This is a genomic window from Liquorilactobacillus vini DSM 20605 (assembly GCF_000255495.1).
Classification (GTDB): domain Bacteria; phylum Bacillota; class Bacilli; order Lactobacillales; family Lactobacillaceae; genus Liquorilactobacillus; species Liquorilactobacillus vini.
On record NZ_AHYZ01000028.1, the window covers coordinates 1 to 16,485 of the forward strand.

Annotated in this window: 16 protein-coding genes; 2 read left to right on the forward strand and 14 right to left on the reverse strand. The window is 38.6% G+C overall.

The genetic code is table 11. The annotated features are described in order from the left end of the window. Window positions 1-101 precede the first annotated feature (101 nt). The 11 genes from recA to ON15_RS01275 form a co-directional block, all read right to left on the reverse strand. On the reverse strand, window positions 102-1,145 hold the full coding sequence (gene recA, locus ON15_RS01225) for a recombinase RecA (RefSeq protein WP_010579649.1): 1,044 nt from the start codon (window positions 1,143-1,145) through the stop codon (window positions 102-104). A 75-nt stretch (window positions 1,146-1,220) separates the two neighbouring features. Further along, entirely contained in the window at window positions 1,221-2,465 is a 1,245-nt protein-coding gene (locus ON15_RS01230) for a competence/damage-inducible protein A (protein ID WP_010579650.1), read from the reverse strand. A gap of 92 nt (window positions 2,466-2,557) precedes the next feature. Further along, a complete protein-coding gene (gene pgsA / locus ON15_RS01235) occupies window positions 2,558-3,145 on the reverse strand; it encodes a CDP-diacylglycerol--glycerol-3-phosphate 3-phosphatidyltransferase (RefSeq protein ID WP_010579651.1) in 588 nt (195 codons plus the stop codon). A gap of 18 nt (window positions 3,146-3,163) precedes the next feature. Further along, window positions 3,164-4,066 (reverse strand): helix-turn-helix domain-containing protein, encoded by a 903-nt coding sequence (locus ON15_RS01240; protein ID WP_010579652.1) that lies wholly within the window; start codon window positions 4,064-4,066, stop codon window positions 3,164-3,166. Between the two features lie 95 nt (window positions 4,067-4,161). Next, a complete protein-coding gene (gene ymfI, locus ON15_RS01245) occupies window positions 4,162-4,887 on the reverse strand; it encodes an elongation factor P 5-aminopentanone reductase (RefSeq protein WP_026049419.1) in 726 nt (241 codons plus the stop codon). Beyond that, a complete protein-coding gene (yfmH, locus tag ON15_RS01250) occupies window positions 4,887-6,191 on the reverse strand; it encodes an EF-P 5-aminopentanol modification-associated protein YfmH (RefSeq protein WP_010579654.1) in 1,305 nt (434 codons plus the stop codon). The genes ymfI and yfmH overlap by 1 nt, the downstream gene beginning before the upstream one ends. Further along, entirely contained in the window at window positions 6,188-7,447 is a 1,260-nt protein-coding gene (gene yfmF, locus ON15_RS01255) for an EF-P 5-aminopentanol modification-associated protein YfmF (protein WP_010579655.1), read from the reverse strand. The genes yfmH and yfmF overlap by 4 nt, the downstream gene beginning before the upstream one ends. Window positions 7,448-7,477: 30 nt before the next feature. Further along, the gene (locus ON15_RS01260; protein WP_010579656.1) at window positions 7,478-9,790 is read right to left on the reverse strand and encodes a DNA translocase FtsK; all 2,313 of its coding nucleotides are present in this window, start codon (window positions 9,788-9,790) and stop codon (window positions 7,478-7,480) included. Window positions 9,791-9,835: 45 nt separating this feature from the next. After that, window positions 9,836-10,351 carry a tRNA (cytidine(34)-2'-O)-methyltransferase gene (locus tag ON15_RS01265; RefSeq protein WP_010579657.1) on the reverse strand — a complete coding sequence of 172 codons (516 nt, stop codon included), beginning with the start codon at window positions 10,349-10,351 and terminating at the stop codon, window positions 9,836-9,838. Between the two features lie 200 nt (window positions 10,352-10,551). Further along, window positions 10,552-11,406, reverse strand: a complete 855-nt coding sequence (locus ON15_RS01270; protein WP_010579658.1) for a methyltransferase domain-containing protein — start codon at window positions 11,404-11,406, stop codon at window positions 10,552-10,554. Further along, the gene (locus tag ON15_RS01275; protein WP_010579659.1) at window positions 11,407-11,904 is read right to left on the reverse strand and encodes an aminoacyl-tRNA deacylase; all 498 of its coding nucleotides are present in this window, start codon (window positions 11,902-11,904) and stop codon (window positions 11,407-11,409) included. A gap of 195 nt (window positions 11,905-12,099) precedes the next feature. On the opposite strand from ON15_RS01275, the gene ON15_RS01280 reads away from it, so the two are divergent. After that, on the forward strand, window positions 12,100-13,071 hold the full coding sequence (locus tag ON15_RS01280) for a GMP reductase (protein WP_010579660.1): 972 nt from the start codon (window positions 12,100-12,102) through the stop codon (window positions 13,069-13,071). A gap of 67 nt (window positions 13,072-13,138) precedes the next feature. Here ON15_RS01280 and ON15_RS01285 read toward each other — a convergent pair whose 3' ends face one another. Then, window positions 13,139-13,507 (reverse strand): PTS glucitol/sorbitol transporter subunit IIA, encoded by a 369-nt coding sequence (locus ON15_RS01285; RefSeq protein WP_010579661.1) that lies wholly within the window; start codon window positions 13,505-13,507, stop codon window positions 13,139-13,141. A 127-nt stretch (window positions 13,508-13,634) separates the two neighbouring features. Here ON15_RS01285 and ON15_RS01290 point away from each other — a divergent pair, with 127 nt between their 5' ends. Continuing rightward, window positions 13,635-14,663 (forward strand): lactonase family protein, encoded by a 1,029-nt coding sequence (locus ON15_RS01290; RefSeq protein WP_010579662.1) that lies wholly within the window; start codon window positions 13,635-13,637, stop codon window positions 14,661-14,663. Between the two features lie 124 nt (window positions 14,664-14,787). On the opposite strand, the gene ON15_RS01295 is transcribed toward ON15_RS01290, so the two are convergent. Together ON15_RS01295 and ON15_RS01300 are read right to left on the reverse strand one after the other, a co-directional pair. Beyond that, window positions 14,788-15,297, reverse strand: a complete 510-nt coding sequence (locus ON15_RS01295) for a shikimate kinase (protein WP_010579663.1) — start codon at window positions 15,295-15,297, stop codon at window positions 14,788-14,790. A gap of 4 nt (window positions 15,298-15,301) precedes the next feature. Continuing rightward, window positions 15,302-16,393, reverse strand: a complete 1,092-nt coding sequence (locus ON15_RS01300) for a prephenate dehydrogenase (RefSeq protein WP_010579664.1) — start codon at window positions 16,391-16,393, stop codon at window positions 15,302-15,304. Window positions 16,394-16,485: the final 92 nt, after the last annotated feature.

The following is a 16,485-nucleotide window of genomic DNA, read 5'->3' on the forward strand; positions in this document are numbered from 1 at the left end:
CCATTATTATTCAAAATGGTTCTGAGGACCAATTATCCTCAGAACCATTTTCATAAATCTATTCAATCTTTTCCCACCTGAGCCTTATCTATACCATAGTTTTATTCTTCAGGTAAGTTCTCATCAACTCCAGAATCTTCACTATCCGCCTCTACTGGATCAATGCCATAAGCTTGGCGAACCTTCTTGATCAATTCTGCCATCAAGTCTGGATGATCTTTGAGGTACTGCTTAGCATTTTCTCTTCCCTGACCAATCCGTTCATCACCATAGGAATACCAAGAGCCGCTTTTGTTTAATAAATCTTTTTCAACTGCCATATCAACTAATTCACCGGTTTTAGAAATACCTTCTCCATACATAATATCAACTTCAGCCCGTTTAAATGGCGGAGCAACTTTATTCTTAACCACTTTAATTCTTACACGATTACCAATAATGTCTGTTCCATTTTTGATTTGTTCTGCTCGTCTGACTTCTAAACGAATTGTTGAATAGAACTTTAATGCTCGACCACCTGGTGTTGTTTCCGGGTTACCAAACATGACCCCGACCTTTTCGCGAATTTGGTTAATAAAAATTGCGATCGTTTTAGTTTTATTGATCGAACCCGATAATTTACGCAAAGCTTGCGACATTAATCTAGCCTGTAAACCGACATGCGCATCGCCCATTTCACCTTCGATTTCAGCTCTAGGAACCAGTGCCGCAACTGAATCAACAACCACGATGTCAATTGCACCTGAAGAAACCAAAGCATCAGTTATTTCAAGCCCTTGTTCACCGGTGTCTGGCTGTGAAAGCAATAATTCATCAATATTAACGCCTAAATTAGTTGCATAAGCAGGATCAAGCGCATTTTCAGCATCAATATACGCTGCTACCCCACCTTGTTTTTGAATTTCAGCCACTGCATGCAAAGCGACTGTAGTTTTACCAGAACTTTCAGGCCCATAAATTTCAATAATTCTCCCTCTTGGATAGCCACCTACACCCAAAGCTTCATCCAAAGCTAATGAACCACTTGAAACAGTTGAAATTTTAGTATCAGCTTTATCACCCATTCGCATAATTGAACCTTTGCCAAAGTTCTTTTCAATTTTTTTTAAAGCTGCATCTAAAGCTGCTTTTCTTTCATCGGCCAAATCAATTCCTCCTTCAGTAAGCATAATTGTCTATTAATTGATTCTTTCCAAAAATTCATCGAACAACCGTTCGCCTTATTCTACCAGTTTTCGTCTGATCCAGTCAAGTCCAGTTAAAACTGTTCTTTCACGAATATATGGCCGAGTTTTTGAAAAATGAAAGACTTTACTCTCAACTGGCTGATCCTTAAAGCTCAAGCCAATCCAAACCGTTCCAGCCGGTTGACCTTCTAATTCAGTTGGTCCTGCTACCCCGGTAAACGAAATTCCAATATCTGTTTGTAATAGAGCTTGTGCACGTTTAGCCATCCATTCAGCCGTCTGAGAACTGACTACACCATAACGGTCAATAACTTCAGCTGGAATGCCTAATAAACTCTTTTTAGCTATTTTAGAATAAGTAACAAAGCCACCTGGAAACACTTGTGAAACCCCGGGAACATCAGCTAGAGTTGATTGAAATTTTCCAGCCGTCAAGCTTTCAGCCGCTGTTATGCTCAGTCCTTGCTGCTTCAATAAATTGAAGACCACCCTTGCCAAGCTATTATCATCCCCATAACCATAAAAATAATCGCCAATCCGATTTTTAACGGCTTTTTCAAGCTGGTCAAGCAGTTTGATTGTTACAGAATCGGACGAACCTGTGGCTGTTAATCGCAGAGTTACCTCATTTTCTTTGGCATAAGTCGCTAAAGTTGGATTAGTTTGTTCATCAATTAAATCCGACAATTTTGCCGCAATCATTGATTCACCAATGCCGAAGAAACGCATAACCCTTGAAGTCAGTACGTGATGATTCAAATACGTCTTTTGCAGCTGCGGAACTGCTTGCTTAATAAACATTGGTCGCAGCTCACTTGGCGGCCCCGGAAGCAGCAAGAAATCAGTTTTGGCCGGATCATGGTAAAAATCACCAACAGCAAAACCAGTTTCATTTTTCAAAGGAAGTGAATCTGCAATATACAGTGCCTGCAGGCGATTATTTGCGGTCATTGTTTTATGGGTCTCCGCAAAGTAGCTTTCAATTTTTTTCAAAGCTGCGGGTTCGCTATGCAATTCCTTACCTAAAAAAGCGGCTACTGTTTGTTTAGTTAAATCATCTTTGGTCGGACCCAATCCACCAATTAAAATTACTAAATTGCTACGCGTAGCTGCTAATTTAATCGCAGCTGTTAAGCGTTGCTGATTATCACCAACAACAGATTGATAATAAACATCAATTCCTAAAGCTGCTAGACGTTTAGCAACAAATGGTGCATTGGTATTAACAATTTGTCCAAGTAATATTTCTGTTCCAACTGCTATGATTTCAGCATTCACAATTATCCCTCCATCTTAATATACGCTAAGAAGTCAAAAAAATCTTTAAAAAAACCCGCAGGAAATCCCTCGGGTTTAATATAATTTAAATTTTATTTACCAAATGAGTCTGCAAAAACTTCACGACTATGCACAAAATAATCAATTCCAGAGTAAACCGTAAAGAATAAGCAAATATACAACAAGATTTCTCCAATCGGCAAATTAATTGCCGCAAAGAAAATATCATTTAAGAATAAGAAAATAATTGACAACATTTGAGTCATTGTCTTAATTTTTCCAGGCATAGCAGCAGCGATTACTTTACCATCATTTTCGACTACGATCAATCGTAATCCGGTTACTGCTAGTTCACGACAAACAATAATTGCAACTAGCCAAGCAGGTGCCTTCTGCAAGGAAACCAAAATAATAAAAGCTGTCATAACCAACATTTTATCAGCTAATGGATCAGCAAACTTCCCAAAATTTGTTACTAAATGGTGACGCCGGGCAATTTGTCCATCAGCGAAATCAGTAATCGAAGCAATTGCAAAAATTATTGCTCCCCAAATCTGAGTAACTGGAATCACTGTACCTCCAATCACAATGCTGCCCCAATTCCAAGGAACTAACAAGACAATCATAAAGACTGGAATTAAGAAAATCCGAATGACTGTTAATTTATTCGGCAAATTCATCAAAAAACATCCTTTCAATCAATCTTGACTTTGAATATTGACAGTCAAGGTTCTAACCGTCAATGTGCTATTATCTTTCAAAAAGTTAAACTTTTTTCCGTTGATCGTAATCGAAGTTGCCTTAGAATTCCCCAAATTAAATGAAAGTTTGGTAGCATCTGCCGGAAGTGACAATTCATGTGATTCTCCAGCCGTTAAGGTCCCTTGCCATTGCTGACTGCCATCAATTGAAATCGCACTCCAAGCCTTGGCACTTGCCGTTAATTTAACCTTACTGATTTGCTTTTTGGCAGTTGTCAGCTCATAAACAAAAGATTGTCCTGAATTGCTAGTGAGCTTAATTTTTTGACTAGTTTTTTGCTTAGCTGATTTCTTGTTAGTGGAACTCTGCTTTACTGAACTTGAACTAGTTTGTGAACTCTTCTTAGTAGCTGAATTTGCTGATTTTTTCTGACTTTTAACACTTGAAGAGGAAACCGAAACCTTGCTGCTTTGAATTTCTTGGGTACTGGAATTTTTTTGATGATTATTCCAAGCTACAAAGTAAATCGATCCTAAAATAATTACCACTACTGCCACAATAATAATTGTTGGTAACAGATTCAAGAAATGATTGAAGCGATCCGTTCGCTGTAAGTCTTTTTTTGTAGCCGCAGTCCTGGTTTTTGGTTCTTCGACTGTTTCGACTGGCTGCTCTTGAGACTTCAGTTGGCTTAATAACTCGGCTGGATTTAAACCGACTGTTTCAGCACATTGTTTAATAAACGCCCGAACATAAAAGACGCCCGGCAAAGCAGCAAAATTTTCCTCCTCAATTGCAATCAAATACTTTTTTTGAATTTTAGTGATTTGTTGCAAGTCATCTAAAGTATAGCCCTTTTCAATTCGGGCTGATTTTAAAGTTTTTCCAATTTCACTCATTTAAACAACTCTCCATTATAATCCCGATATCAGCTTTAATTAAAAATCTAATCTAAGTATAGCATAGGCTTGGATAAATATTAATTAAGAATTCCTTATTTCAGCCAACCCCCAGTGACATAGATCGTTTGACCCGTCAAATAATCAGCTGCTGGAGCTAAGATTGCTTTAACCCAGTAAGATATTTCCTGACTGTTAGCAAAATGCCCAGCAGGAATCTCAGCTGCCACTGCTTGTCGAACTGTTGCAGAAAACATATTGTTCATTCGAGTCGCAACTGCTCCAGGGGCAATTACATTCACGGTCACTCCTAATGAAGCGACTTCTTTACTATAAGCACTAGCAAAAGCACTTAAAGCTCCCTTAACCGTACTATAGCCAACTTCCATTGCACTGCCAACTCCACCATAAATCGAACCAATGAAAATGATTCGGCCAAAATGATTAATGGCTAGTTTGTCAGCCGTGACTTGAATTAAATACAAAGGCGACAAAAGCTGCATTTGCACCATTTTAGCCATTTCACTAGGAGGTAACTGCTGGAAAAGTCCATAACTAGTTGTTCCTTGTGCAAAAATAATTGCATCTAAGCTGAACAACCGCTGGCTAAGTTCATCGACCGCTCTGATAGCTGTCAAATCAGCTTGAACCAGTAAAAAATCTTGTTTTGTAAATTTAATTGCCAATTGTTTTTGTAATTGATGGGCACGTTCACTTGATTTAAAATAATGTAAATATAACGACCAGCCAGCTGCTGCTAAATCCTTAGCGACTTGCGTTCCAATATCACCTGAAGCTCCAATAATTAAAGCCCATTTTATCACTGATTTTCACCTCTTGGATCAATTTCAAATTTACTAAAACTCGCAGTTTGCAAAAAGCGTTGCCAAACATGCGTAACTGTTATCAAATCTAACTCTTTAATGATTTTTATCTGATCAAAAATCGTTGCTTGACCAAACAATAATCCCTGATCTTGATTCAAAATACTGCTGAGTGAATCCAAAGCAGCAATTTCGCCGCCTAAAAGACCCCGCTTAGCCATCTCAAATTGATTAGCTGAAATTAGAGAACTGGTTGTTTGGGAAAGCATTTGTTCTAAATTGGCAAAATATTCTGCAACTGATTCAGTTTCTCCGGTCATAATTAGATAATGAAATCCGCGATCAACCTGAATTTCGAAACTAAAGCTATCATCAATTAACCCTCGCTGATAAAGCCATTGGTAATTATCAGAAAGTTCGCCAAAATATATACTGCTGGCCAACTCCAAAGCCAAAGAATATTTTAAGCCAGTTTGGGAAATGGTGTCCACTTTATCAGTACCTTTGATCCCAAACGCTGCTTTGACTCGCTGAGTCGGTAAAACAATTACTCTGTTTTCAATTGTTGGGCCTTGAATTCTTTGAGCAGTTAAATTGGCCCGAAAGATTTTTTCGGCGCGAGGAAAAGTTTTGCGGGCTTGATTGGCAACAACCCAGTCAAGAACTTCATTGGGATTAACAGCCCCAGCTACCATCAAAGTCATCCTGCTTGGATGATAAAATGCTTGATAGCATTCCAAAAGATCAGTTGCTGTGATTTGTTGAATCGAAGCTAAGGTTCCTGCGATATCTTTTGCCAATGGGTGCTTCGGGTACAAATTAGCTAAAATTCCCGCATATAATTGCCAACTGGGATCATCAGCATACATTTTAATTTCCTGGCTGATAATTTTTTTTTCACGTTCAATTGCTGTCGGTTGAAAATAAGGCTGCTGGACAAAATCCAACAGTGTTTCCAAATTTTCACGAACATTAAAAACGGTTGTAAATAAATAATTAGTATTAGTATAAGTCGTAAAAGCATTGGCATCAGCTCCCAAGTGGCTGAAAGTTTCGAAGGCATCATGATCTGGCTGCTCAAACATTTTATGTTCTAAAAAATGAGCGACTCCTGCCGGAAAAGTCCGTTGAGTTTCTTTTTGACCAACTGCAAAAGTCTCATCAATTGAACCAAATTCAACCCGCAGCATGGCAGCTGTTTTATGGAAACCTTTTCGAGGAAAAATTTTAACAGTTAAGCCATTCGCCAGTTGCGTGCTGCACTCATGCTCCTGAAACTCAGGATGATCAATAATTTTCATTTGCTTTTTTCCCCTTCTAAAAATGTAATCGCCTGGAGCCGAACTGCCTGAGCAACTTGGGCAATCTGGGCTGAATCAATGGCCAGCAGCTGCTTTGTCCATTCAGCTGCGGTCCAACTTCTATTCGTCAAGCTGCTAAATAGAGCCCGATTTAAACCACTACTTTGGCTATCTAGGTGACTATAATAATTGTTCAACAACGTCTGCTTAGCATCAGCCAACTCTGAATCAGCAATTTGGCCAGCTTGCAAATGAGCTAATTGTTCCAAAATAATTTCAATGACTTGAGCTCGATTTTTTGCATCAATTCCAGTTTGAACCAACAACCAACCGCGAAAACTGTCGTATGAACTGCTAGCATAATATGCTAGACCAGCTGCTTCGCGAACCTTTAAAAACAAGCGCGACATCGGTAAGCCACCAAAAATTGCATTAAAAAGCAAAGCCGCGCTAAATTGCCGACTGCCGTAATAAATTGGCAAAGCAAACCCTAAATCCAGCTTGCTTTGACTAACTGGCTGGTGCAGCTGGCTATGCTTGATTTTCTTTACTAGTTCTTGCTGGTAAAAAACAGGCAGATTTTGGGGCTTTTTGGTAACAAATTCAAAAGTCTGCACTGCTGCTTGCGCTTTGGCGAAAGTAAGATCGCCTAAAATAATGATTTCAATTTGATCTTCTTTCAGCATTTGCTGATAAACTTGCCATAAACTTTGGGCAGTAATTTTCCCTAATTCTGCTAACGTACCAAATGAAGGTTCCTGCTGGGCTGCAGAACTGAAGAAAGTTTGCTGCAGTTTCAGATATGTCAGCAACTGTTTATTATCATTCACTGACAGCAGCATCTTTTGCAAATTTAATTTTTCCCGAGCAAAATTTTTTGTTTCGAATTCATTAGCGGTCAACAGTGGATGAAAAATAATTTGATTTAAAAAATTAATTCCAGCTTGCAAACTGTTTTTTTGGGGATTATATTGGTCGGCCAAGCTTTCAAACATAAAACTTAAAATCTGCAACTGGCCTTTGCGACCACTGGAAACGCTAAATTCTGCCCCGTATAAAGCAGCAAGCTGACGGGCAATTGCTTGTTGCGTTGGATATTTGTTCGAACAAGTTTCTAAAAAGTTAGCCAGCAATAGCCGGCTAGTCTGTCTTTGTGGTTTTAATTCAGTTAAAAAATCAACTGCTATCCTGACGGTCTTAAATTGTTTCATCGGAATAACTGTTAAAAAAATTCCCGGTTTGATTTGTTTACGCAAAATTTTTCCTCCTAAGATCAAATTTAAAAACTATTGATCATCTTTGGGCTGTTGATCGATAAACACCTTGCGCGGTTTGCTGCCTTCCGCAGGGCCTACAATTCCTTTAGCTTCTAATTCATCGACTAAGCGTGCCGCTCGGTTATAGCCAATACGAAAACGTCGCTGCAGCATAGAAATACTGCATGCCTGTTCATGCGCAATTAATTTGAGGACTTCCGGAAATAATTCATCTTCAGGTTGCTCCTCTGTTGCATCTGTTTGAGCTTCTTCATCCGAAACAATTAATTTTTCATCATAATCAGCTGTCTGTTCCTGTTTAATAAAATTAACGACATTGACAACATCTTGATCAGAAATAAAAGCACCTTGAACTCTGATCGGTTTATTTAATCCCATCGGCAAAAAGAGCATGTCTCCACGACCTAATAGTTTTTCTGCTCCATTGGTATCAATAATTGTTCGTGAATCAGTTCCGCTGGAAACGGCAAAAGCCATTCGCGAAGGAACATTAGCTTTGATCAGACCCGTGATGACATCAACCGATGGACGTTGAGTCGCTAAAATCATGTGAATCCCAGCCGCACGAGCCATTTGCGCTAAACGAATAATCGCTGCTTCAACTTCATTGGAAGCAACCATCATTAAATCAGATAACTCATCAACAACAATTACAATATATGGCATTAATGGCTCATGACTGCCAGTTTCTTGATTTTGTCTGGCAATCATTTGATTATATCCCTTTAAATTACGCTGACCTGTCTTAGCAAATAGTTCGTAACGATGCTCCATTTCGGCAACTAATTTGTGCAATGCTCTTGAAGCTTTCCGGGCATCAGTGACGACTGGCGTTAATAAATGTGGCACCCCATTGTAAACACCCAATTCGACTTTCTTAGGATCAATCAACATTAATTTTACTGTATCTGGACGGCAATTCATTAACAGACTAGTAATAATACAATTAATAGCTACCGATTTGCCACTACCAGTTGAACCAGCAATCAATAAATGCGGCATTTTCTGCAGATCAGCAGGAACTACTTTACCAGAAATATCACGGCCAATTGGGACTTGCAACGGATGCTGCGGATCAGCCGGCTGTTCTTCCATAATACTGCGAAAGGAAACAGTTGAAATCTGTTGATTGGGCACTTCAATCCCAATTAATGATTTCCCGGGAATCGGTGCTTCAATCCGAATATCTTTAGCTGCTAAAGCTAAAGCTAAGTCATCCGCCAAATTAACAATTTTACTGACTTTGACCCCAACTGCAGGGTGAAGCTCATATTTAGTAACTGATGGTCCCAAAATTGCTCGCTTAATTTCAACAGCAACTCCGAAGCTTTTAAAAGTTTGCTGAAGGATTTGAGTATTGTGTTCAATTTTTTTATATTCTAAACTTTGATCAGCTGCCTTGACTTCTTGCAACAATGAAATTGGCGGTAACTGATAATCATCTTTAACGTGGGGTTTTGTTGCTAAAAGCTCATCACTGGACGGTGTTTGAGTTTCAGTTGCTGGAGTTTGTGCAGAATCATTTTGCCAATTTCCGGTTTGAATAACTGTCTGTGTCAAACTTGATGTATTTTCATCAGTTATTTGCTTAGTTGCTGATGGAAGTTCTTTTTTAACTGCTAAATCTGCTTGAGCAGCCTTTTCAGCTTCAACTTGGCGGCTAGCTACTAATTGTTGCCGCTTACTATGCCAGGACTTGAGTTTAGAATGTATCCAACTGCCAGTAAGCTTTAACCCAGTTGCAATTTGACTAATTAGCCAAATAAAGCCCTTTGAAAATTGATGCAATGTTTTCGTAAAGGATAGGCCTGTTAAAAGGCAGAAACCCGCAATCATAATTAAAACAGCAATGATATAAGAACCCAACTGTCCAACCAAAAAATAAGTCAAAGAGTAGAGTAAGCTGCCTAAAAAGCCGCCACCAACGTGACCACCAGAACTATTAGTACTTAAATCCGCCCAAAGATATTGCCAAGTAATATTGATAAAATGCGTATGCAGATCTAATTTGGAAAAAAAGCAAACTGTCAGCCATAAACATAAACCCAGCAGCATTACCACACTTCCTGCAAGTTGCGGCAAATGAATAGCTGGTTCTTTACCAAATGCCAACAAATAAATTCCCCAAGCAAGCAAGATAACTAAACCTAACAAGCCAAAATCACCAATCAGCAGGCGAAAGACATTTAAACAAGCAACACCCAAAAAACCCGCTTGAAATATTCCTAACAGACTCCAGGCTATAAAAATCAAACCAACGATTTGCGGTGATAAGGTGAAATTGTTTTTTCTTTTCTTCCGAGTTGTTTTTCGTCTGGCCACATTGCTGCCCCCTTAAATAAATACTGACTGTCTTTTATTTTAGCATTAGTCTTTCAGTTTATCATGTGAATAATGATGACTGATTTCTAGATTAGGGAAATTTTGCTGACGCATAACTTCATAAATAATGATCGCCGCTGAATTAGACAGATTTAAAGCTCGTATATGCTGATCATTTTGTGGAATCCGTAAACAATGCTCATAATATTGCCGCATAAACGGTTCCGGTAATCCAGTCGTTTCTTTGCCAAAAATAAAATAGTAATCATGATCCAAACGCTGGAAGTTTTCTTCTGTGTAAGCTTTGGGAGCAAATTTAGAAATCAAGAAAAATTTATCATCCACCTGCAAAGTTTTCATAAAAGTGGGTAAATTTTCATAATAGCGAATGTCAACGCTTCCCCAATAATCTAACCCTGCACGTTTTAAATGCTTATCATCCGTTGAAAATCCTAGTGGTTCGATCAAGTCTAAAACAGTATTGGTTCCGGCACAGGTCCGAGCAATATTTCCGGTATTTGCTGGCATTAATGGTTCAAATAATACAATATGATTTGTCATATTAAAAACCTCGATTTGTAAATTTTTAGACAAAAAAAGCGTAGCCATTCGGTGTGGGCACGGCGAACGGCTACGTTAAATGAAGTACAATCATTCAGCAACTAACGACAGTTCCGTTAATTACTAACAACCGATTTCTTAAGAAAATTTTAACACCTAATTTTTTGCTTTTCAAGCTTTTTTCAAGAAAAAGTTTATTTTCAATTAAAATTTGCAATTAAAAGGTCGACATCAATAGTTATTTGCGCCAAGTCTTGTTCAGCTGCCCACAATAACTGCTTTTGAGAGGCTCCCCACTGTAAAGGAGTCATTTGCAACAGATCTTGAAAATCAGGATTTCTTAAGGAAAAATGATAACTTATTCGAACTTGACGAGCTTGCGGATAATGCTGGAAAAATAAACGCTGAACTTTTTCATTACTATACTGGTAATGAACTGAACTCTTTTCGTATAATAAATGCCGGAGCTCAATCAAATAATCATTTGCCGGAATAACTTTGATCAGCAGTCCGTTGGCACGCACGATGCGTTGAAACTCGGTATACGCTGAAGGAGTAAAAATATCGAGCAAAATATCAAAACTTTGATTGCTAAATGGCAAAATGGCTAAGTCCGCGACACAAAAGAAGGCTGGTTGCTTAATTTGCGTAGCTAAATTAATCGCAGCCTTTGAAAGATCAAAGCCAACCAGTTGATCGCTAAAATCCCTTTGCTGTGCTAAATATTTTAAAGCTGCTCCTTGACCGCAACCAGCATCTAAAATATTTAAAGGCCTTTTTGGCAGCATGGCAGCAATCTTTGCATAAATTGGATCAAATAATCCATGCTGTAATAAGCGCTGACGTGCCTGCCAAAATTTTTTATCATCATAATTGTTGGCTGAATGATGCTTAGTCAAAAAAAGGGTCCCTTTGCGTGACAGATCAAAAACATGACCTTGCTGACAATAAACGCTGTTATCCTTGACCTGAATGAACGGCTGCTGACAATCTGGGCAACGAAAAAGGCCTAAATTATTTTTTAGCCAAGTTGCTGCTAATTCAATTTTCTTCATTTATTGAACCTCAAGATACTTTCCGTTGACTAATTGAACTAAAGCTTGCTGATCAAGACGAACTGAGCGTCCAACTTTCCCGGCTGAAACTGAAATTTGTGTAAAGGATTTAATCCGTTGATCAAAATAAATTGGAAAACCTTTTGCAAAACTAATGCCAATCGGTGTATTAGCACCATGAACATAGCCAGTAATCTTAACCAGCTTTTTATTATCTGCTAAATGAACTTGTTTTTTCCCTAACTGAGCAGCAATTTTTTTCAAGTCGATTTCATACTCCAGCGGCAGACAAACGACTAAATAGTCACGATCATCTCCGTTAGCCTCCAGAACGATCGTTTTCAAAATGCTCTTGGGATCAATACCAGCAGTCTGAGCTACTGCTAAAGCCGTCATTCCCTGATTCAACCAGTCAAAAGACATTTCTTGATATTTAATGTGGTGCTGATCTAAAATTCTTTCTTCATTCGTTTTCTTGATCTTTTTTTTCTTCGCCATAATGATTTTCCTTTCAATGTAATCTCTAAGATAATTATAGCCATAAAAGCTCAAGCCGTCATATTAACATTTTTGGGCAATAACCGAATATTATTTAAAAATTCAGTTTTTTTATTTGACTTTTGCTTAACTATGAAGTAAATTATACAAGGTTTGGAGAAATTTTCTAGCTTATCCAGAATGTGAGGTCTTATCATGCAAGTTTTTGATTATGAAGATATCCAATTAGTTCCCAATAAATGTATAGTTAAAAGTCGCTCAGAAATTGATACTAAAATAAAATTTGGCCCAATGACCTTTAAGATTCCAGTCGTGCCAGCAAACATGCAAACAATCATTGATGAACCTTTAGCTGTTTGGTTAGCGCAAAACGACTATTTTTATATCATGCATCGTTTCAATGAGGAAGAGCGTTTACCGTTTGTTCAGCGCATGCATCAACGAGGACTATTTGCTTCAATTTCAGTTGGCGTCAAGCCCAAAGAATATCAGCTAGTCGACGCTTTAGCTAAAGCTCATCTTATTCCAGAATATATCACGATTGATATTGCTCATGGACATGCAGATACTGTGATCGAGATGATCCATTATCTTAAAAAAAAGCTACCAGGCACTTTTGTAATTGCAGGAAATGTCGGTACTCCTGAGGGAATTCGTGAATTAGAAAATGCTGGTGCCGATGCTACTAAAGTCGGCATTGGGCCAGGCAAGGCCTGCATTACTAAATTAAAAACTGGTTTTGGAACTGGTGGCTGGCAACTGGCAGCCGTTCGTCTTTGCAGCAAAGCAGCCAGCAAGCCAATTATTGCCGATGGAGGAATTCGCTACAACGGCGACATTGCTAAGTCGATTCGTTTTGGTGCTTCAATGTGTATGATCGGATCGTTATTTGCTGGTCACCAAGAAACCCCTGGCGAAGTAATTGAAAAAGATGGTCAAAAATACAAAGTCTATTACGGATCCGCTTCTCAATATCAAAAAGGTCAATATAAAAATGTTGAAGGAAAAAAATTATTAGTCCCTTATCGCGGAAAAATTGCTGATACTTTAAAGGAAATGCGTGAAGACTTACAGTCATCAATCTCTTACGCTGGAGGTAAAGAACTTTCTGCGTTGCGGAAAGTTGATTATGTAATCGTAAAGAACTCAATCTTTAATGGTGATTAAATTTAATTTTCAAATCAAAACCAGCTAGAAAAAAATTTTTTCTAGCTGGTTTTTGCGAAGATCATTTTTAATGTGTCTGCGGTAGATAGCTGATCAAGCTGCCAACTTTAATTTTAGGTAACTGATAAGGAGTTAAATAAATGCCGTTATGCTGTGGCTGTTTGGGAACTGGCTCAAAGAAAAGTGTTGCATGACCAATCGCATTCATATTATTTTCAACTAGCTTTCCCACGTGACTGACTTGGTAATCTTGGTCATCGATTCGTAACTGATCACCAATTTGAAGATGAAATCCGTGATCAGTTGACGAAATAAAGCGCTGAACGATCGAAACTCTTCTTAATTGTTGTGATGCTGTCTCATCAAAAAGAATCAATAACGGATCATCAGGTGAGAGTGCCTCCGGTCCAATTTCAACAACTTTCGCTTCTAACATAGCCATCATGGCTCCTTTACACTTGTTTTAAATACAATATTATTGTAACATATGGCCGGTAGAATCTGTATTGATTAATTTGATTACTTATTTCTATCCAACTCTAATTTATGGAGGTTTGCTGAATATGTTAGAACAAATTTTCTTCGGAACGTACACTAGAAAGGCTTCTCAAGGGATTTATCAAGCGATCCTAGATACCAGTCAAGGGCAGTGTTCTGAACCTAAATTATTAACCAAAATCGCTAACCCGACCTATTTACAACTTTCTGCTGAGCAGCAATTATTTTCAGTTGCTCAACAAGCCGATCAAGGAGGAATTGTCCAGTTTTCTTTGCAAGCGCCATCAATCCCACTGATTGCCAAGAATTTAGCTTTTGGTGCTCCCCCTTGTTATATTGGACTTGATCAGCAGCGACAGCTGGTCTTCACAGCTAATTATCATACGGCAACAGTTAAAGTTTTTCGGGCTAGTGCCAATGAACCCTTAAAGCTGCTGACTAAAAAAAAGTTCTCCGGTCATGGTCCCCGGCCTGAACAAGAAGCAGCTCATATCCACTATGCTGATCTAACCCCCGATCAGCGCTTGGCAGTCTGTGACTTAGGTGCAGATCGCGTTTATACCTACTCTGTTACCACTGATGGGCAGTTGACCAATGAACAAAGCCTGCAGTTGCCTGCTGGTTTTGGACCTCGCCATCTTGTTTTTCATCCCACAGCTCAGATTGCTTTTTTAGTTGGTGAATTAAGCAGTCAAATAGCGGTCTTAAAATACGATCCAGCGACTGGGAGTTTTCAGCTGCTCCAACAGTTAGCCACCATTCCTAATGACTGGCAGCAGCATAACGGCGCTGCTGCTATCAAAATCTCACCTGATGGCCAGTTTGTTTATGTTTCTAATCGCGGTCATAACTCGCTAGCAGTCTTTGCTTGGAAAAATAAGCAATTAGAACTGCAGCAATTAATTTCAACTGAAGGCAATTTTCCTCGCGATTTTGAAATCGATCCTACTGGACAATATCTTTTAGCTGCCAATCAAAACAGTAATAATGCTACCTTATTCGAACGCTCTGCATTAAATGGCAAATTGATTTGCCGGCAAAAGGATCTGCCTCTGCCTGAAGGCGTTTGTGTCAAATTTGCTACGCAAAATTAAATCATTGTTATTAAAACTTAAGCAGTAAGAGAAAAGTTTTCTCTTGCTGCTTTTTGGATTCCCTAAAATATTTGCAAATCATTTAAATTGACCATTTTTGCCACTCAAAACAAATTTTGAGCAATTAATTTTTAATCTGTTTTAAAAAACGATTGATTTTTGCTGAAATCTGAGTAGGACTTAAATCATCGGTCGCAATTACTAAATCGGCACAAGCATAATACCTTGAACTTCGCTGTTGCTTAAGTTTAGCCAATTGTTGAAAATTAAGCTGATTGACTAGCGGTCGTGTTTGATTGTTACTAACTCGCTTAAAAATTGTTTCAATCGATGCTTCTAATAAGACTACCGGTACTTGACTTTGTTTTAATGAAGTCAAGTTATCATTCATGACTGGCGTCCCACCGCCCGTTGATAAAACTCCATCTTTATTTAAGTGATCCAGCAATAATTGATGTTCTAAATTGCGAAAAAATTTTTCGCCAAAACGTTCAAATAGCTGATTAATAGTCCACCCGGTTTGTTCAACGATCACTTGGTCCAAGTCAAAATGTGGTACTTGCAGATTTTGGGCTAACAACTCGCCAATCGTTGTTTTGCCAGTCCCCATAAATCCAACTAAAATTGTCTTCATTTTTTCACTTCCTTTGAATTACCTGATAATTATTTGCAATTAAGACTTCCTTGGCTTGAAGCTGATCAGTTTGACTCATAAAGGTCAACTGCAAGATGCCATCAATTTCTTCGCGAATCTCTAAAATATGCAAATTAACTAAATTTAGCTTGGCTTGCGCCAAAATTTTAGTAATCTGTGCAATTGCACCGACTTGATCAGGAATGTTAACAAATAAATCATAAAAGTCAGGAACGCGACCCGCTTTTTCTGGTCCTAACTGATCCCGACTGGTTTTAGCCGCCGCAAAAAAATTATAAATTGCTGTTTGATCCGCCGCTAAAAGTTGTTGCTTGATCGTTGTTAGTTCTTGCAGATAATCTGTTAACTGTCTTACTACAACCGCTTGATTAGTTTTTAAAATTGCTGTCCACATTTGCGGATCAGCAGAAGCAATCCGCGTGATCGATTTAAAACCACCGGCTGCCATGCGCATCCCTAAAGCTGAATGATCAAAAGCATGCTGTGTTTGATTGACTAAAGCAGCTGCAATTATATGTGGCAAATGACTGATCTGTCCAACCAGATAATCATGTTCCCAAGCCGAAAGCTCGAGCCACTTGACTTTCGTTGCTCGCAACAATTCCTTTAGACGCTTGATTTGAAATGAATCAACGGCTGGTGCAATCAAAAAGTAAAAGGCATTTTCAAATAAATCTGTTCGTCCAGCAGTTACGCCAGATTTATGCGATCCGGCCATTGGATGACCGCCGATAAAAGTTGTTTTGGCTGGCAAGAATTTTGCTGCAGCCATGACTTGTGCTTTGGTGCTGCCAACATCCGTAATAATTACACCTGGTTTTAATTTCAGCTTAGCCAACCGCTTTAAAGTCTCAATAATAATCGTAACTGGTGTCGCTAAAATTATAAAATCAGCATTTTGCGCAGCTGTTAACTTGCTAGTGGCTTGATCAATGATTTGTTTTTTTAAAGCAAATTTTAAGGTAGTTGGATCTTGATCCGCAGCAATAATTTTAATTGTCGGATCAACCGTTTTAATTGCACGTGCTAACGAACTACCAATTAGACCTAAACCATTGATAAAAACTGTTGTCATTTTTTCACCTACCTTGAATTTTGAATTAATGTTTGCAAATCATTGAAAAACTCCGGATAAGAAACTGCTACTGCTTCCGCATGATTCAATCA